General features: G+C 33.6%; 14 protein-coding genes. 4 read left to right on the forward strand and 10 right to left on the reverse strand.

All coding sequences use genetic code 11. The features are described from left to right. Positions 1 to 138 precede the first annotated feature (138 nt). The 8 genes from nagB to P5P89_RS20440 form a co-directional block, all read right to left on the reverse strand. Positions 139 to 2,067, reverse strand: coding sequence for a glucosamine-6-phosphate deaminase (gene nagB, locus P5P89_RS20405; RefSeq protein WP_278009979.1), 1,929 nt, complete (start codon positions 2,065 to 2,067; stop codon positions 139 to 141). Positions 2,068 to 2,097: 30 nt separating this feature from the next. Further along, positions 2,098 to 4,278 (reverse strand): alpha-N-acetylglucosaminidase, encoded by a 2,181-nt coding sequence (locus P5P89_RS20410; RefSeq protein WP_278009980.1) that lies wholly within the window; start codon positions 4,276 to 4,278, stop codon positions 2,098 to 2,100. Between the two features lie 625 nt (positions 4,279 to 4,903). Next, complete coding sequence (gene fsa, locus P5P89_RS20415) at positions 4,904 to 5,560, reverse strand: fructose-6-phosphate aldolase (protein ID WP_278009981.1); 657 nt, start codon at positions 5,558 to 5,560, stop codon at positions 4,904 to 4,906. A gap of 314 nt (positions 5,561 to 5,874) precedes the next feature. Continuing rightward, positions 5,875 to 7,200 (reverse strand): xylose isomerase, encoded by a 1,326-nt coding sequence (gene xylA, locus P5P89_RS20420; RefSeq protein WP_278009982.1) that lies wholly within the window; start codon positions 7,198 to 7,200, stop codon positions 5,875 to 5,877. 10 nt (positions 7,201 to 7,210) lie between these two features. Continuing rightward, on the reverse strand, positions 7,211 to 8,692 hold the full coding sequence (locus P5P89_RS20425) for a xylulokinase (protein ID WP_278009983.1): 1,482 nt from the start codon (positions 8,690 to 8,692) through the stop codon (positions 7,211 to 7,213). A gap of 4 nt (positions 8,693 to 8,696) precedes the next feature. Continuing rightward, on the reverse strand, positions 8,697 to 9,707 hold the full coding sequence (locus P5P89_RS20430) for a GntR family transcriptional regulator (RefSeq protein WP_278009984.1): 1,011 nt from the start codon (positions 9,705 to 9,707) through the stop codon (positions 8,697 to 8,699). A gap of 222 nt (positions 9,708 to 9,929) precedes the next feature. Then, the gene (locus tag P5P89_RS20435; RefSeq protein ID WP_278009985.1) at positions 9,930 to 10,955 is read right to left on the reverse strand and encodes a glycoside hydrolase family 43 protein; all 1,026 of its coding nucleotides are present in this window, start codon (positions 10,953 to 10,955) and stop codon (positions 9,930 to 9,932) included. A gap of 31 nt (positions 10,956 to 10,986) precedes the next feature. Continuing rightward, positions 10,987 to 12,420: an MFS transporter gene (locus P5P89_RS20440; protein WP_278009986.1), complete on the reverse strand. Its 1,434-nt coding sequence runs from the start codon at positions 12,418 to 12,420 to the stop codon at positions 10,987 to 10,989. Positions 12,421 to 12,987: 567 nt separating this feature from the next. Between P5P89_RS20440 and P5P89_RS20445 the strand changes: the two genes are divergently transcribed. From P5P89_RS20445 to ligD, 3 genes are all read left to right on the forward strand, one after another. Then, complete coding sequence (locus P5P89_RS20445) at positions 12,988 to 13,470, forward strand: hypothetical protein (protein ID WP_278009987.1); 483 nt, start codon at positions 12,988 to 12,990, stop codon at positions 13,468 to 13,470. Further along, complete coding sequence (locus P5P89_RS20450; RefSeq protein WP_278009988.1) at positions 13,457 to 13,969, forward strand: DNA polymerase ligase N-terminal domain-containing protein; 513 nt, start codon at positions 13,457 to 13,459, stop codon at positions 13,967 to 13,969. Before P5P89_RS20445 ends, P5P89_RS20450 begins: the two co-directional genes overlap by 14 nt. Before the next feature lie 139 nt (positions 13,970 to 14,108). Continuing rightward, on the forward strand, positions 14,109 to 16,007 hold the full coding sequence (ligD, locus tag P5P89_RS20455; protein WP_278009989.1) for a DNA ligase D: 1,899 nt from the start codon (positions 14,109 to 14,111) through the stop codon (positions 16,005 to 16,007). Here the strand turns inward: ligD and ku are convergent. Both ku and P5P89_RS20465 read right to left on the reverse strand, forming a co-directional pair. Then, positions 16,004 to 16,783, reverse strand: coding sequence for a non-homologous end joining protein Ku (gene ku, locus P5P89_RS20460; protein ID WP_278009990.1), 780 nt, complete (start codon positions 16,781 to 16,783; stop codon positions 16,004 to 16,006). The two genes, ligD and ku, sit on opposite strands and share 4 nt — an antisense overlap. A gap of 32 nt (positions 16,784 to 16,815) precedes the next feature. After that, positions 16,816 to 17,181, reverse strand: a complete 366-nt coding sequence (locus tag P5P89_RS20465; protein WP_278009991.1) for a SpoIIAA family protein — start codon at positions 17,179 to 17,181, stop codon at positions 16,816 to 16,818. A gap of 219 nt (positions 17,182 to 17,400) precedes the next feature. Between P5P89_RS20465 and P5P89_RS20470 the strand changes: the two genes are divergently transcribed. Continuing rightward, positions 17,401 to 19,746 carry a mechanosensitive ion channel family protein gene (locus P5P89_RS20470; RefSeq protein ID WP_278009992.1) on the forward strand — a complete coding sequence of 782 codons (2,346 nt, stop codon included), beginning with the start codon at positions 17,401 to 17,403 and terminating at the stop codon, positions 19,744 to 19,746. The last annotated feature ends 5 nt before the right edge of the window (positions 19,747 to 19,751 follow it).

Below are 19,751 nucleotides of genomic sequence, written 5' to 3' on the forward strand. Positions count from 1 at the left end.
AAAAGTTTATTCGAAATTAGTATTAAAGAATTGTTAAGAAATGGACAGGTTATTCAGAAACATGGATTTTTTTAGTAACCCCAGTAAAATAAAGGCCTGACAAGTTTTTGTTTTTTAAAATATATAACCAAACTCTTATTAATACATCCATCTTACGAAAGCCTCCATAGCTGCATAATGGGCTAATCCGAGTTCATGGTACAGATCTGCCGTTTCTTTATTTCGGTCTTCGGCTCTTTGCCAAAATTCCCTGCTGTCAGAACCCTGAAAAACCACTCCGTCTTTTTGTGACTGATGTTTGAAAATTCCTTTTCTCTTTTCCATAACCTGATCGGGTCCCATTGGTACTGCCATTTCAATTTCATCAATTCCCCATTCCTGCCATGCGCCTCTGTACAGCCACACCCAGCATTCTTTCATAAAATCTTTCGTCTTTAAACGACTTACAGCTTCAAAAATAGCGTCAAGACAAACTTTATGTGTACCATGCGGATCTGCCAGATCTCCTGCAGCATATATCTGGTGAGGTTTTATTTTCTCAATCAAATCCATTGTAATTTGAATGTCTGCTTCTCCTAAAGGTTTTTTCTCTATAGTACCGGTTTCATAAAAAGGAAGTTCCATAAAATGAATCTGGTTATCTGGTAATCCTACAAAATAACAGGTAGATTGTGCTTCACCTTTTCGAATCAATCCTTTAATATTTCGTACCTCGGGAATATCAATTTCACTGTTATTTTTATTTTGAAGAAATTCCAGTGACTTTTTATAAATAGTATCTGCTTCAGCACTTTTAATTCCGAATCTCTCATTATAGTCACAAACAAAACTTGCAAATCGTAAGGCTTCGTCATCTGCTACTGCAATATTTCCGGAAGTCTGGTATCCTACATGTACTTCGTGTCCCTGCTCTTGCAACCGTTTGAAGGTTCCTCCCATACTTATAATGTCATCATCAGGATGCGGACTAAAAATAAGGACACGTTTTTTTGCTGGTTCTGCCCTTTCTGGTCTTTTGCTGTCATCTGAATTTGGTTTTCCGCCTGGCCATCCTGTAATGGTACTTTGAAGTTTATTAAAAATCTTAATGTTAATATCATAGGCAGGACCTAAATCGGCAAGCAAATCGCTCATTCCGTTTTCAATATAATCGGCATCTGTCAGCATCAGAATTGGTTTTTTTAGGTGTAAAGCCAAACCTAAAACTGCTTTTCGAATAAGATTGTCTGTCCAGATGACATTTTCAACCAGCCATGGCGTATTGATACGTGTTAATTTTGAAGCAGCAGCTTTATCCAGTACAAATGTGGTGTTGCTATGCTCCTGCAAAAAAGAAGCCGGAACTAAATTAGTTACTGTTCCCTCTACCGAAGCTTTAATAATGTTTGATTTTCCTTCGCCCCAAGCCAGTAAGATCACTCTTTTGGCTTCCATAATTTTCTTTACACCCAGAGTAATAGCCGTTCTTGGCGTATTATTCAAACCCGAAAAATCGTTACTTGCCGCTACACGCGTAATATGATCTAAAGCTACCAAGCGGGTCTTAGAATTTTGAAGCGAACCAGATTCATTAAATCCGATGTGACCATTTCCTCCAATTCCCAAAACCTGTAAATCGATACCGCCCAGCGCTTCAATTTTGCTTTCATATTCTGCACAATAATCCCCAATAGCTTCTTTTGATAAAGTCCCGTCTGGTATATGAATGTTTTCAGGTAAAATATCGACATGATTGAATAATAATTCTTTCATAAAACGAACGTAGCTGTTTATTGAATCGGGTTCCATCGGATAATATTCATCCAGGTTGAATGAAACTACATTTTGAAAACTCAATCCTTCCTCTTTATGAAGCCTCACCAGTTCCGCATACAAACTTTTAGGACTCGACCCTGTTGCTAATCCCAATACACATAACTGTTTTTGAGCCTGCTTTTCTCTAATCAAATTCGCTATTTCATTGGCTACTGATTTAGAAGCTATAACTGAATTTTCATAAACCACAGTACCAATATTTTCAAATCGCTTTTCAAAGCTTGTCGCTTTGTCTATACTGCTTTTTAACATTTCTTTTGTTTTTTGGTTAGTATATAATTTTTAATACATTTCTTTGCTTTCGCACCATTTTTCTTCCCACTGCTTTATTGATGCTCTTACTTTAGCTTCATCAAATGTTGCGTTGCTGACAGCAGATTCTCTTTGAGCCTGTAAAAACATTTTCCATCTTGGCCAGTAAAAATCTTTATACATGCCTTTCCATGCTCTTGATGCGTAGTCATTTAGATGGCCTTCTCCTCCCCATAATGTTATTAAGGCTTTGGCATTTTTTAGATATATTTTAGATGCATCAGGAGAATCTCCATAATCCCAGGCTGATTTTAGCCAGTAATTCAGATTATTCAGCGGCTGACCTGACATCATTCTGTCAATATCAAAAGCAGTTTTTTCTATTTCTTTAAATAAATCATCTCCTTTTTTGATGTCTTTGGATTCATAAGCAGCAACACATTCCATTAATAAATCATCAATGCATAATGAATAATAATGTCTCGAAACATCAATTACATCATAATTGTAAAGATTATTTTTATTGAAATTTTTAGCTTCTTTTTTTAAGAGTTCAATCGCTTGTTTTAGTTTTTCCTTGTCTCCCGGATTACCTTTAAATTCTGTTACTTTTAATGTAGGCCTTTTAAAAAATAAATAAGCTCCAGCCCAGTCATTCCACCAGCGGGTTTCCCAATATTTTGTGCTGTACACCGATTCTGTCAGCAATTGCCATGCTTCAATAACAGTAACTGAAGTTTTTCCGTATCTGGCATTCAAATGTTTCTTTAACCATTCCTCTACAGGTTCTTTTCCCTGTGTCCACGGAAGATCATAAATGTATTCGTAAACTATTGAATTGTTATTCAATCCTTCAGGCATTACACCATAACCTACGATATTACCTTTGTTAGGGTTTTGCAGTAAACTGGTAAGTTCCTTTTTGTAAAAATTTAAATCTCCGTAAACCGGATTCGAACCTCCATAATTATGTACATAGCCGTAAGACCATTGCTTACCATAAAAAGCTTCCTGATTCTCCCATACCTTATATCTGTCATTGGCATAATCCTGAACTATCATTCTGTCATTGGGTACTTTACTTAAAAAAGCTTTGGTTGCTTCTTTGGTCCAAAATTCTTTATTATCGCCAAAAAGCCATCCTTGCATTACCCAGGTCGCTTTTGGAGAAGCTTCATTAATGGTTTCAAAAATAGTTTTTCCATAATCTGCCAATTCCTCATACTTGTGTTCTTCAGAAACCGGCGGTGTTATTTCGTTAAAAGAATCTGCAAGATAAAAATCAGACTGTCCATATACTTTCGTATATATTTCTATAAAACGTTTTCCAATTTCTTTAAACAATGGATCGTTAGGATCTAACAGATAAGTACTTTCAAACCCACCTCCAGACCATGATTTCAATTCCTTTATTTTTGAATTAGGATGTGACTCTGCAAAGGCCTTAGGCACATACCCGCTAAAGGCAGGCACAACAGGATACATACCTAAAGCTCTCATCTTTTGCAAAATCTGTTTCTGAACTTCTTTCTTTTTATTAATAAATTCCTGAGGTAAAGGTCCATCAAGGCTGTTTATATTCCCCATTCGCTGCCAGGGCAAAAATGCCGGACCTGCAAAATGAGCCTGCAATTGACTGTCTGTCAATCCGTATTCTTTCCATAATTCCTGCCATACGGCCTCCTGTCCTTCTAAAGCGGTAGGCAGATTAATTCCGTGGAGTGCCATCCAGTCAATTTCCTGTTCCCAGCGTTTCCAGTCCCACCATGGTGTTGTGTATCCAAAAGTACAGGCGTTTAGATATTTTCTGTATTTAAAGGGTGTGGCAAGTTTTTTTGAATATGCTGGCCACTTTTTAGGTAAGCTGATTCTATTGCCTTCCCAGCTAACCGAAGCAGCTCCAATATCCCTAAGAAATGTATAAGCGGCATAACAAACTGATGTATTGGATGTTCCGCTAATTTTTACCCTGTTTCCTGTTACTTCAACTTCAGACCAATCCGCATTTTGGCTTTTATTTTCGATAAGATTTAAATCAAACTCTTTAGCCCTATTACCTATCAGTCTTTCCATCACTGCTAAAGCACTTTTGGTATTATCTGCACTTTGACAATACACTTTAGACCCCAACAGAAATAACATTACAAAAACCAGTATACTATCCTTTATTAAGGAATTATAGTTTTTGAATTCTAAACAATCACTTTTCATACAGATATCTATTTATAGATTAACACAATTTATTTTATAAAAGCATACACATAAAAAATAGGGAGATTAAAATCAATTAATCTCCCCTCAAATCAACTTAAAAACTAACACAAAATTTAAGTTCAATATTTTAAAAATATTGACATGAAAACACTAATCTTCAACCACAATGATTAATTAATGATAAAATTACTCTGAAAGAATATCTAAGAAATGGACGCATTATTCAAAACTATGGACATATTATCCATTGCTTTAAATTGAAAATAATTGTTAATCTATTGATTAGAAATCACCCTTAACTATGAAGAAGCTGTTAGGGTAAATTTGATAATTTATTTGGGAATGTTATCAGGATTATTAACCCTTTTAATTATATTAAAAATGAAGTTATTCATAATCTGAAAATACTGAAGCTTTTTTCAGTTAATAAAGTTTATATACTATACTAAAAATAAAAAAACCATATCAAACCTCACATGAAATTGAGATTTAATATGGTTTTATTAAAGAAAGTTTATCTAAAATCTTGTATAAACTTTTTTATAGCTAAGAATTATGAAATTGCCTTTACCTCTTTATCAAACAACTTGATTTAATAAAATAAAATACAATTAAAACTTATTTACAGATTCATTTTTTTTGCATCTTCAACAAATTGTTTTAAACCAATATCTGTAAGTGGATGTTTTAATAAACCTTTAATTGCAGACAAAGGTCCGGTCATTACATCTGATCCGATTTTGGCACAGTTTACAATATGCATGGTATGCCTTACAGAGGCTGAAAGTATCTGTGTTTCATAATTATAATTGTCGTAAATCTGTCTGATTTCGGCAATTAGATTCATTCCATCTGTAGAAACATCATCCAATCTTCCTAAAAAAGGAGAAACATAAGTAGCCCCAGCTTTTGCAGCTAATAACGCCTGACCTGCCGAGAATACCAAAGTCACATTCGTTCTGATTCCTTTTGAAGAAAAATATTTACAGGCTTTTACGCCATCGCCAATCATAGGTAGTTTTACAACAATCTGTTTATGTAAAGCTGCCAGTTCTTCTCCTTCCCTAACCATTCCTTCATAATCTGTAGAAATAACTTCGGCAGAAACATCTCCATCAACAATATTGCAAATATCAAGATAATGCTTCAAAATGTTATCTTTTCCTGTAATGCCTTCTTTAGCCATCAATGAAGGATTTGTTGTAACTCCGTCTAAAACTCCCATGGCCTGGGCTTCTTTAATATCTTCTAAATTTGCGGTGTCTATAAAAAATTTCATTAGTTGTGGTTTTTCTTTTTGATTAATAATAGTGTTTTAATCCTCATTTAATAAATGAACTGGAAATAAATAAATTTTATGTATAACGAAAGATGGTGAAGAAAATCACCGTAAAAACTTGTTTCAAACATTTTTTGTAAAATCCAGTGATATGACCGTTGATTATTTAGTATCAACGGTCAAAAATTACTAAGTAATCCACTGAATTTTCTCCGGCAAATACACTAACCAAAAATATTTGTCAGAGATAAAAAAATTACAAAACAATCATGATTTCGGTTTTTGATAAGCGAAAAGTTTCTTTATTAAATCAATTAAATGTATTGATTGATGATGTTTTCAAACAATTCCTGTTTACCGCTTTGAAGAGTTAGTTCTCCATTTTGGTTTGCGATATCGTATAAATCTTTAAGGTTTAATTTTCCGTCAGCAAAATCTTTACCTTTTCCTGAATCGAATGAGCTGTATCTTTCTTTTCTTAATTTCTCGTAAGGAGAAGAAGTGATGATTTTATCAGCTGTCAGTAATGCTCTTGCAAAAGTATCTGCACCGCCAATGTGTGCTAAGAAAACATCTTCTAAGTCTGTAGAGTTTCTTCTGATTTTTGCATCAAAGTTAACTCCTCCGCCTTGTAATCCGCCAGCTTTCAAGAAAACCAACATCGCTTCAGTTGTTTCCTGAATGTTATTCGGGAACTGGTCTGTATCCCAACCATTTTGGTAATCACCTCTGTTCGCATCTATACTACCTAACATACCTGCTTTTGCAGCAACTTCAATTTCATGTTGGAAAGTATGCTGAGCCAATGTAGCGTGATTTACCTCTATATTGATTTTGAAATCTTTATCTAAACCATACTCTTTTAAAAATCCAATTGCTGTTGCAGAATCGAAATCATATTGGTGTTTAGATGGCTCCATTGGTTTTGGCTCGATAAAGAAAGTTCCTTTAAAACCTTGTGCTCTTGCGTAGTCTCTTGACATTGTTAAGAATTGTGCCATGTGGTCTAATTCTCTTCCCATATCTGTGTTTAATAAAGACATATAACCTTCTCTACCACCCCAGAATACGTAGTTTTCCCCATCAAGAGCGATTGTAGCATCCAAAGCTAATTTTACTTGTCCTCCGGCTCTTGCCACAACATTAAAATCTGGGTTTGTAGCCGCTCCGTTCATGAATCTTGGGTTTGAGAAACAGTTTGAAGTTCCCCAAAGTAATTTTATCCCTGAGGCTGCTTTTTTCTCTTTTAAGTATTCTGTAATGAATGCTAATCGCTTCTCTGATTCAGCAAAAGTTGGTCCTTCAGCAATCAAATCGTAATCATGGAAACAAAAATAGTCGAATCCCATTTTACTAATAAATTCAAAAGCAGCATCTGCTTTATCCTTTGCAGCCTGATAAGGATCTGAAGATTGATCCCATGCAAAATTCTGTGTCCCTGGTCCGAATGGATCGCTTCCTTGTCCGCAGAAAGTATGCCAGTAAGCAATCGCAAATCTAAAGTGTTCACGCATTGTTTTTCCGGCAACAACCTGATCCGGGTTATAGTATTTAAATGCTAAAGGGTTATCAGATGCTGCACCCTCAAATTTAATTTCGCCAATACCTTTGTAGTATTCTTTATTTCCTAAAGTTATCATTTTTATTTTTTTATTTATTTGTTAATATTAATTCTAATTCTTTTTTCCAGTTTTGATAAGCCTTTTCATATTCTTCTTTGTTTTTTAAAGGTAAAAAGGTCATTACGTGATCATTAGTTGTAATTGCTGAACCAAATTTTTCGAAATCACCATCAGTTAAGCCAACTGCTCTGGCTGCTCCAACAGCTCCCGTTGTATTATAAATTTCGATTTCGTGGCCAATTAAAGTTGCTACAGTGTTTGAGAAAATTTCTGAACGAAATAAATTATCATTTCCGGCTCTGATCACATTAATCTTCGCATTATCATCTTTCAGACATTCCATTCCATATACAAACGAAAACGCAATTGCCTCCAGAGATGCTCTGTATAAATGAGCGTTTGTATGAATATTAAAATTCAGATTTAAAATATGTGACCCAATATTTTTATTGTTGAACATTCTTTCAGCCCCATTCCCAAACGGAATAACAACTAATCCTTGTGACCCCACATTTACCTGAGACGCTTTTTCGTTCATTTCTTCATACGACTCATTTCCGGTATTAGTACGCATCCATCTATATTGGATTCCTGCTCCGTTTATATTCAGCAATTTTCCAACTCTCGGATTTGATTCTGAATAATTTACATGAACGAAGTTGTTTACACGTGTGCTTTTACCCGAATTGGTTTCCGTAACCGCATAAAAAACTCCAGATGTACCTCCGGTTGCCGCGACTTCCCCCGGACGCAATACATTAAGTGATAATGCGTTGTTAGGCTGATCTCCTGCTCTGTAAACAATTGGAATTCCAACAGGAAGTCCTGATTCCTTTGAACCTTTTTCGGTAACTATGCCCTGATTTGTGAAATTTTCTACAATATTTGGCGTCAGTGATGGATTGATTCCGTAATAATCCAAAAGCCAGTCCGCTACTTTATTTTCTTTGTAATCCCAAAGCATTCCCTCTGATAACCCATTTTTAGTTGTTGTCACCTCGCCAGTTAATTTCAAAGCGATGTAATCTCCGGGAAGCATGTATTTAGCAATTTTACTGTAAACTTCAGGTTCATTTTCTTTAACCCATTTCAATTTTGAAGCGGTGAAATTCCCTGGCGAATTCAACAAATGCTCAGCACATTTTTCAGCTCCGATTTCAGCGTAAGCTTTATTTCCAATTTCAACAGCACGGCTGTCACACCAGATAATAGAGTTACGCAGCGAATTCCCGTCTTTGTCTACAATAACCAATCCATGCATTTGATAAGAAATACCAATTCCCTGAATTTTAGAAGCGTCAATATTAGCATCCTTGATTGCTCTTTTCGTTGCTGTACAAATGTACTGCCACCACATTTCAGGATCCTGTTCAGCCCAGTCTGGCTGTAATGACGAAATTTCCATTTCGTTTTGTGGCTCATTTAATACAATTACTTTTTTTCCTGTTGCTGCTTCAACCAGGGCAACCTTGACCGAAGAGCTTCCAATATCATATCCTATATAATACATAATTTTATAATGATTCTCTTAATATTAAACTTGTTGGTACATAACACTGAACTACTTCGTCATTTGTAATAAATGCTGCTGCTTTTGTTCCTATTTCTTTAAAATCAGTTGAAATAACCGAAATTCCTTTATAAATAAATTTTTTCATTGGTGTTTCATTATAAGACAAAAAACCAACATCCTGACCAGGCTCGAATTCTTTCTCTTTACATTGTTCTAAAAAGTGTCCTAAAATCCTGTCACTGATACTTATATAAGCGATTCCTTTTTCAATATCAAACTTTTTCGGATCTGTAATAATTTCATTTTTAAAATTAAAATCGATACAGAATTTCTTAAAGCTCTCCAGTGTTTCTTTTGGATGATTCGTGTAATCCGGATAAACAAAACAGATGCTTTTATATTTTTTAAACAAATCAATAGCTTCTTTCAATGCATTGTAAAATGCTTTTCCAAAATCCTGAAAAACATAATTATTTTCTTTTTTCGAATGTATATTCCAGTCAATCAAAAGCAATTTATCATTCGAAATAGCCGATAAAGTTGTTGACACCTCTTTATCATCAAAATTCATTACTACATACTTATAATACTTTCCGACACTATTATTGATAATCGTTTTAAAAACTTCAACATTATAATGATGAAATTGTACATCAGTAATAATATTGTCTGGTAAATTATTCACAAATGAGTGATATAAAACCTCCTTATATGCTTTAAAAGTATCTAATACCAAAAGCACTTTTCTGGTTTCTCCTGAAACATAATATCCTTTATTCGGAACAGAATCAATTACTTTCTGATCTTTTAAAATTGAATATGCTTTAAAAACAGTATCTCTTGATAACTGATTTTCTTTGCAAATTGCATTTACTGACGGAAGCAAATCCCCTTTCTGTAAAATATTCTCTGCAATCGCATTATTTATACCGTTAACCAATTGCTGGTATTTCGGAATATCACTATCATGATTAATTACAAATACAAACTTTTCCTGTTCTTCCTTTAGCATACTGTTCCGTTCTGTTCTGGTATGCTAATTTAAATCTTTTATTTATTTAAAAAAATATTTTCTATATAATTTTTTCCTTATGAAAGAGATTTTATAACATAATCAACAAATTACAACAATAAGCATATTTTATCCTATTATTCTCAAAAATATAAATCTAAAATATGCTTAATTGTGCAATTAGCTAATTGTAAATTTGATTAAAATTATAAATCCAAGTATCTATAAATTTTTACCGTATGGATCAATTGTATTGATTGAACCATCTTCATTATAAGTAATTTCAGTTACTTTTATCGATCTCAAATGGGTTATACCTTTTGAAAGACTGGAATCATGATAAAAAAGATACCATTTCCCATCAACTTCACAGATAGAATGGTGTGAAGTCCAGCCAATTACAGGATTTAAAATCCTCCCCTGATACGTAAATGGGCCATATGGATTGTCACCAATTGCATAACAAATAAAGTGAGTATCACCAGTAGAATATGAAAAATAATACTTACCATTGTATTTGTGCATCCATGGACCTTCAAAGAAACGCTGTTCATTGTTTCCGGCTAATAATACATCACCATTTTTATCAAGAATCTTAATTTCTCTGGGAGACTCATTAAATTGAGTCATGTCATCTGTAAGCAACCCTACTATTGGTCCTAATGCAGGCTCATTTTTACCCGGTTCTTCATTTTCTTCAGAGAATTTATTGTTTCGGTATTTTTGAAGCTGGCCACCCCAAATTCCTCCAAAATAAAGATAAAATTTTCCATCTTCGTCTTCAAAAACTGCAGGATCAATTGAATAACTGCCCTTAATTGCTTCCGGCTCAGGAATAAATGGACCGGTAGGAGAATCACTTATAGCAACTCCAATCTGGAAAATTCCGTCGGCACGTTTGGCCGGAAAATACAAATAATATTTACCATTCTTACAGGAAGCATCAGGAGCCCACATTTGTTTCTCAGCCCATGGAACATCTTTCACATGCAATGCAACTCCATTATCTATTACTTCAGAATCTATACTTTCCATAGAGAACACATGATAATCCTCCATACCAAAATGGTCACCGTTATCGTTAAAAGGAATCCCGGCATCAATGTCGTGCGATGGATATATATAAATTTTTCCGTTAAATACATGTGCCGAAGGATCGGCCGTGTACATATGTTTAACTAATGGTTCTGATATGGCAATTTTATTGATTACCTCAAAATTAATGTGTTCAATGCTATCCTCAGGCATAGTTTCTTTTGTTTTAAATAATAGTATAATTTTATAATCTTCGTTCTTTTAAATCAGCCTCTATCTGTACTTCCATTTCTTTGTCAATTTCATAGAAAAACAATAATCCTACACCAATTAAAAAAGGTATTGCCGGAAAGATGCTTACTAATAATTTAATACCGTTAATGGCAATATCTGTTTGTTGTGCTGAATTTGGAACATAATCAAAATGTCCTAAAAGTGATGTTGTTAACGCGCCTCCAATACTTAATCCTGCTTTTAATCCCACCATCATTGCCGAAAATATAATTGCTGTTGCACGACGGTTATTTTTCCATTCAGAATAATCAGCTACATCTGCTATCATTGCCCAAAGCAATGGAATCGTAATTCCGTAGAAAAACCCATGAAAAATCTGAGAAAAAAACATCAGGCTCACTGAGGTTGGAGAAAAGAAATAAAAAGCAATAACAAATAAGGTAGAAATAAATAAAAACAGTCTAAAAACATTTCTTTTACCATACTTGTCAGCAAATCTTTTTGATAATGTAATTCCCACTATCATAAAAATAATACCTCCGGCATTAAACAAACCAAATCCGGCAGACACAGGATCATTCCCAAAGGTATTCAGCCCTATTACTGACAGAAAATCTAAGATAGGCTGTATAAAACTAGCGAGTTCCTGTTTATTTACATAATTCTCAAAATAATACACATAAGAACCTCCTTTAATTGCAAGTGTTATAAAAACCAATAAAGTAAGCGCCAGCATAATAATCCATGGCTTGTTTTTGGCTAAATCTAATAAGTCCTCTTTTACGCTTGATTTTTGTTCTGGTTTTGGTACGATTCGTTCTTTAGTAGTTACAAAAGTTATCAGCAGCATGATAGTTCCAATTATTGCTAAAGCAGTCATTACTTTTTCGATACCAATTGCTTTATCACCATTTCCGGCACTTTTAATAATTCCAAGCATAAAAACCTGAACAAAAAACTGAGCAAACATTACAGCAACAAAACGATATGAAGACATACTGTTTCTTTCTCTCATATCCCCTGTTATAACACCGCTTAATGCTGAATAAGGCAAATTATTAGCTGCATAAAACAATAAAAGAAATGAATAAGTCAGAATTGCATAAATTACTTTACCCTGATACGAAAAATCAGGTGTTGTAAATGCTAAAAGAGCAATAACCCCTAAAGGAACAGATGTCCATAAAATCCAGGGACGAAATTTACCCCATTTTGTATGGGTTCTGTCAGCAATTGCACCAATTATAGGATTAAATACAAAAGCTGCAATGAGTCCTACAACCAACATAATTATAGACGAATGTGTTGGTGATAATCCGTATATATCTGTATAAAAATAAGCCAGATAGGTCATTAAGGTCTGAAAAACTAAGTTGGCTGCTAAATCACCCAGACTGTACCCTATTTTTTCTTTAATAGATAATTTTTGAGAAGATAAATTCATTTATTTTAATTGTGTGGTTATGTATTAGTTAGTTTAGTTTTTAATACATGGCTTTAAATAATCCTTTGCCATTTAATTTGGCGCTAAAGTAATAATAAAAACAATCGGTTGTGTAAAATATTTTAAAAATATATTTTTATTACAAATTGTTATATAAACAACTTTTAAAAAAACATTTATTTTATATCCAGTTGTATAAACATATACTTTTTGTTGACTAAATTAAATTCAAATAAATACTAAATAAATTTTTAACTGTAACTACTCTAATTATTTAAAATATAGATTTTTGAAATCTATATCCTATAATATCATCAGCAATGCAAATATTTAGTTTCAAAAAAACATGTCAATTCTATACTTGTAATTATATAAAGTGAAATCTTAATTGTATAAATAAAAAACTATTGAGAAATATAAATTTGATAGTGCAAAGCAATTCATTTTAAGGCTTTTAGCATCTTTAATTTCTTTAAGATTAGTGGAAATTATTTATAATACCAAAATTTAGTGTTAAGCAGGCACTTAATTTTTACTCCTGATCTATTAACTATTAAAAGTATACTTATGGATATCTATGCAATTTTACAAATTTTAATAGCCACATTTGCAGCAACATCTGCTATGACACTGTTCAGCTATGCTGTATCAGCAAGTTTCAGGGAACTGTATAAAGAACCCGTGCTGTTAACATTTCTCTTAAAGCAGCTAAAAATTGATGTTTCAGATAAAGGAAAGGCAACTTTAGCATGGATATTACATTATTTTATCGGATTTATATTTGTTTACACATACCATATTTTATGGGTGAATCACATTTTAAGTTTATCCTTATTGAATGCTTTTTTATTAGGAAGCATATGCGGAATTATTGGAATTGCAGGCTGGATGATACTATTTAAATTAGCTGATTATAAGCCTCATATTGATTTTAAAGGCTATTACATTCAGCTTTTCTTTGCCCACATCATTTTCGGTATTGTAGCAGCATTGTTTTATTATCTTACCTTAACCATCATCTTAATCGCGAAGTCCAATGTCACTATCTAAATACAATCAGAAAAGAGATTTCAAGCAAACTAAGGAACCAAAGGGAAAGGTTGAAAAGTCTGAAAGCGAACTTATTTTTGTCGTACAAAAACATGCCGCTTCTCACCTGCATTATGATTTTAGACTTGAAATGAACGGAGTATTAAAAAGCTGGGCTGTTCCCAAAGGCCCTTCAATGAATCCGGATGATAAACGTCTGGCTATGATGGTTGAAGATCATCCGTACAGCTATAAAGATTTTGAAGGTATCATTCCCGAAGGTAATTACGGAGCAGGAAATGTAATTGTTTGGGATAACGGAACCTATAGTTATGACAAGGAAACAATCACTCCGGAAAAAGCGCTGTTGGCTGATCTCAAAAAAGGCCGTTTAAGTTTTATTTTAAAAGGCAAAAAACTTAAAGGAGAATTTTCTTTGGTAAAACTAAAAGGAAAACAGGAAAACGCCTGGCTGTTAATCAAAAAAATGACAAATATGCAACGGATGCCGATATTTTAGAAAAAAATAAATCGGTACTCTCGAAACGATCTTTGGAAGAACTGGAGGAGAAATCTAAGAAAGTAGTTCCAGCTGCCAAAAAAGAAACATCTTCAAAAAAAAGAATGATGAGGTTGAAAAAGCAATTTTTGTTAAACCGATGTTAGCCAACACAAAAGAAAAACCTTTTAATGACCCGAACTGGATTTTTGAAAATAAATACGACGGATATCGCACTATTGCAATAATAAATCCTCCTGAAGTAAAGCTATTCAGTCGCAATGAAATTTCTTTTAATATCAATTTTAAAGCTGTAGCTGAAGATTTAAAAAAAATAGATCATACTGCTATCTTAGATGGTGAAGTGGTGGTTGAGGATGAATCAGGTAAAGCAAATTTTCAGTTGCTTCAAAATTACCTTAAAACAGGTTCCGGAGAGTTGAAATATTATGTTTTTGATCTTATGAATCTGGATGGAAATTCAACTACAGAATTATCGCTGCTTGACAGAAAAGAGCTCTTGAAAATCCTTTTTAATAAATATGATTTTACAAATGTTTTTTATTCGGATCACATAATTGAAAACGGAATGGAATTATTTGATCTTGCCATTAAAAACAAAGAGGAAGGTATTGTAGCTAAAAGAGCTGACAGTACTTATGAAGTAAACAGGCGCAGTAATGACTGGCTAAAAATAAAAGCAGCAAATCAGGAAGAAGCGATTATCATTGGAATAACGGAACCTAAAAACTCACGGAAGTTTTTTGGAGCAATATTGTTAGGTCAATACTATGGCAAGAAATTGCATTTTATAGGGAAATGCGGAACCGGTTTTACAGAAGATACCCTAAAAGAATTACATAGCAAACTAAAGCCTCACTTCACTGACAATGCAGTACTGACAGAAAAAACAGGATTACGTGACAAAATACAATGGGTTAAACCAAAAATAGTCTGCCAGGTTAAGTTTTCTGAATGGACTCAAGACAAGCACCTAAGACATCCGGTATATCTTGGATTGCGAATAGACAAAAAAGCCAGCGAGGTTTTTACTCCTTACAATATTAAAAATCAGAATTTAGTAACAAAAGAAGAAGTTATGGAAACTGAAACCAAAAAAAATAAAACCAAAAATAAAACCGAAAACGATTATGATTTGAAAATTGGAAAAACGGTACTTCATTTAACCAATCAGAACAAAATATATTTTCCGAAAGACGGTATCAGCAAAGGAGATGTTGTCCAATATTATAATGAAGTAGCCGATTTGATATTGCCTTATCTTAAAAATCGTCCTGAATCGATGAACCGATATCCAAACGGGATTGATGCTCCAAGTTTCTATCAAAAAGATGTTGACACAGAAAAAACACCTTCCTGGCTAAAAACTAAAAAAATCTTTTCTGAATCAAATAATGAAAATATTAACTATTTGATTTGTAATAATAAAGAAACACTTATTTATATGGCTAATTTAGGCTGTATCGAAATAAACCCGTGGAATTCGACCATTCAAAATATCGAAAATCCCGACTGGCTCGTAATCGATATTGACCCTGATCAGCAAGATTTTTCTGTTGTTGTAGAAACAGCTTTAGTCGTGAAAGATGTTATGGATGGACTGGAAACAGAATGTTATTGCAAAACTTCGGGTGCTTCGGGGCTTCATGTTTACATTCCGCTTGGTGAGCAATACGATTATGATTCGGTAAAAATTTTAGCAGAACTAATTGCACAGCAGGTTCAATCGAGATTGCCGGAAACTACCTCTTTGGAACGCAGTATCAAAAAAAGAAACCATAAAATTTATATCGATTATCTACAGAACAGAATCGGTCAGACTTTAGCTGCACCCTATTCTGTAAGACCCAAACCAGGTGCTACGGTTTCAACACCATTAGAATGGAGTGAAGTAAACAGTAAACTGCATCCTTCGCAATTTACTATTAAAAACGTATTAAAAAGATTTGAGAAAAAAGGGGATTTGTGGGCTCCTGTTTTATCAAAAGGAGCAAATATCAAAAAAATTCTGAAAAAAATTGAAGACCAAAAAGATTAAGAAGATTTTTTCTTTTTGGTCTCTAAACTTGCTTTGAGCATATCAATTAAACTATCGCCTTGTTTATGAACTACTTTCAGTTTGGCAGGCTTTTTAGTTACTTTTCCTTTAGCTTTCTTCTTAATGATATCCAAAAGCTTAGCGGTATATTCATCTTTAAAATTGCTGATATCAAACTTTTCAGTCAATTGTTCAATTAGCTTATTCGCCATATCAATTTCTTTTGTTTTTGCCTTAGAAACAGGCGGAAGTTTTAATTCATCCGTAGCACGGATTTCCTGTTCAAAACGAATTCGATTTAAAACGATAACATTTTTATATGGTTTTAGAATAGCCAGACCTTCCTTATTACGCATTACGAAACTTGTAATTCCAACTTTTCCTGAAGCAGCAAGAGCATCACGAAGCAAGGCATAGGCATTCATTGCACCTTTGTCAGGTTCAAGATAATATGGCTGTTCATAATAAAGACTTGCAATCTCTTTTTCATCAACAAAACTCTGAATATCAATCGTCTTTGTTTTAACAGCATCTGCAGCTTCAAAATCTGAATCTTCAAGTACTACATATTTATCGTCAATTTTATAGCCCTTTACAATATTCGAAAAATCAATTTCCTTACCTGTATTTTCATTTACTCGTTTGAATTTGATATTGGCATGATCTTTTTTATCGAGCATATCCATGTCGAGACTACTTTCCTGAACCGCAGAAAATAATTTAACCGGAATATTAATTAAACCGAAACTAATTGAACCTGTCCATATTGCTCTCATAATGAATAATTTTAAAGATGACTTTTCAGGAATTAAATATTTCCTTCAACCCAATTCAGGGCTTTGTTAAATTCAGCTTTTTTAAATCCCCGAAATTCTCCCGGAACTACATAGCTAAAACCATTTGTAAATGAAATAATCTCTTCTGTATCTGTAACAATTGCTGCCCTGTTCCATTTCCCCAAATGTTTTAGCCCGATTAACGCATCTTGTAACCATGCACCTGCAGTAAAGTTTCCAATATCTGTATCCAATACAAGCAAAAAATTAATTTCATTGATTCTTTTTACCAAATTATCTATAGCAGGAACAACAGTTGCCTGAAAATCATCTTTAGTTACTTCTGCAAGAGCCCTAAAAGCAACTATATTATCCGGTGTATCAATTTTGTGTATCATAGTTTTTAGTTTTAATTAGTTCAAAATTAGAACACTCCAAATAAACTGGTTTATATGTTATCTTTAAAGTTTTATAAAATATCTATCTACTAAATCCCATAAGTATTTAAAGCATTTCTATAAATGAATTGAGTGTAAATTTTAGTTAACTTTTAAACAATTCATCCAAATTTATTTGTAAAAAAATTACTTTTGAGAACCCAATTCATATTTAAAATTATGTTTCAAAAAAGAAATTTTCTCCATCTGTTCGTTGCCATAATTACTTTAATTTATGCTCCGAATGCCAGTTCACAAACAACATTTTCTAAAAAAGAAAGCCGTTCAAAATTATTTGAAGAAACTACCACAGACAGTGATTATTTAATGGCTATCGAAAAAGCAGGCGAAGTAATGGAATCTGCTTATAACGATGCGGATTTTGACAGTGCTTCTCACCATTTATTTGGCGAAATCAAAAGAACGCAAAGTAAACTGGATCTTATCCTGACAAGTCTTAAAGGCGCAAATCCTAATGTCCGCAATCAGCAAATGTATCATACGGTGCTGAAAGAAATCGAGCTGGATCTAGAAGAACAAAATACGGCTATTAATTTGCGAAACGAAAATCTTGAAAAAATTAAAAGCCGGTTTATAGAGCTCCGCAAAGACAAAACTTTGATGGCGCTTATAAAAGATACCATTCGAAGAAAGCAATTTAAAAGAGAATTCGCCAACCTGAGAAAAAAATATCTGAGCACGGATAGTCTGATGAATAAAAACCAGGGAATCCTGAACAACAAAAAAAGAATTACGGTTCAGCGGAAAATTGCAGTTTCGAATGCTTTGATTGCTGTCGAAAATAATCTGGAAAAGTCCGGAATCAGTATGTTTCATAAAGAGCAGCCTTTTTTATGGAATATCACGGAAACAGTCCCGAGAAAAGCGGTACAAAATATTGGCTCAAAAATAGTTATTGAAGAAAGTGTTGCCGAATATTATTTAAGTTATCGTATTGGCGGACTCATTACATTAGTGTTTTTTATGGGGCTTTTAGGCTGGTATATTTCACGTAATTTAAAGTACCTGAAAACCAACGGATACAATGACAATCTTTTTCTTTTTAACTTTAAATATTTAAACAGAGGCATTTTGGTTCCGGTTGCCGTAGTAGGACTCAGTATTGCAGTTGTAAGCAATTTATATGCTCCTGCACTATTCATAGAGCTTCTGCAATTGCTTTTACTCGGAATTCTGACCTTGCTTTTCAAAAATCAATGGTCTGGAACATCAATGCGAAACTGGCTTTTGCTATTAGGATTGTTTATCACACTTTGTTTTCTGGATTTATTTATAGAAGTTGGATTGTTGCAGCGTTGTGCCTTTATAATCATCAATATTTTGGGAATCCGCTACGGTCTTATACAAATCAAAAGTTTAAAGGACCAATTGTATATAAAAGCTTTCTTTAAATGGGCCAGTATACTTTTTGTTGGATTAAATGGATTGTCGATACTGTATAACCTTTTCGGACGAGTATCGCTTTCCAATATGCTCAGCCTGACTGCTTTTATTTCGCTTACGCAGATTGTGGCGCTGAGTGTACTATTAAAAATCATTTTAGAAATCATTCTTCTGCAGATCTACACGACTAGAGTGAAACGTGGAATAGAAAAGATTTTTGACCATGAAAGTTTATCTGATACTTTAAAAAAGCCATTTATAATTCTGATGAGTTATATGTGGATTATAGTTATTGCTTCTAATTTAAACATTTGGGAATCGCTTCGTTCTTCGTTGGCATCACTCCTCACCCATCCTAATACTATCGGAAGCATTACTTTTACTTTAGGAAATATTGTGTTGTTTTTTATCATTATTTGGGTTGCGCATTTACTTCAAAAATATGTGGCTTACTTTTTTGGAGAAATTGAAGATGAAAACGAAGAGAATATCAATAAAAGACAACATTCAAAATTACTGATTACCAGGCTTCTTGTATTAATTTCCGGTTATTTACTGGCTGTTGCAGCATCCGGAATGCCTTTGGACAAACTAAGCATTCTTTTGGGAGCTTTGGGAGTTGGAGTTGGACTAGGGCTTCAGAATGTGGTCAATAATTTTGTATCGGGTATTATTTTAATTTTTGACAAACCGATTCAGGTAGGAGATGTTATTGAAATCAGTTCTGAATCCGGTCGCGTAAAAGCTATGGGATTAAGAACTACAAAAATCAATGCTCCAAACGGAGCCGAGATTATTATTCCGAACGGAAATTTATTGTCTCAGAACATTACCAACTGGACTTATACTGACAACTTCAAATTAGTAGAAATTTCAATAGAAGTTAGCGGTGATACTACCCCTGATGGTATTAATGAAATTATAATTCACGCACTACAAGACGTGACTCTCATTAATATGGAAAAAGCTCCTCAAATTTTTTATAGCGCTATTTCCGAAGGAAAATATAAAATACTCATAAAATTCTGGTGCAGTATTTATCGTACCGAAGAGAGTATCAGCAATGCGCGTCAGGTTTTATTCAGTACTTTTAAAGCTAAAGGATTGACTTTTTCAACTTAACATAT

Source organism: Flavobacterium gyeonganense (assembly GCF_029625295.1).
GTDB classification, from domain to species: domain Bacteria; phylum Bacteroidota; class Bacteroidia; order Flavobacteriales; family Flavobacteriaceae; genus Flavobacterium; species Flavobacterium gyeonganense.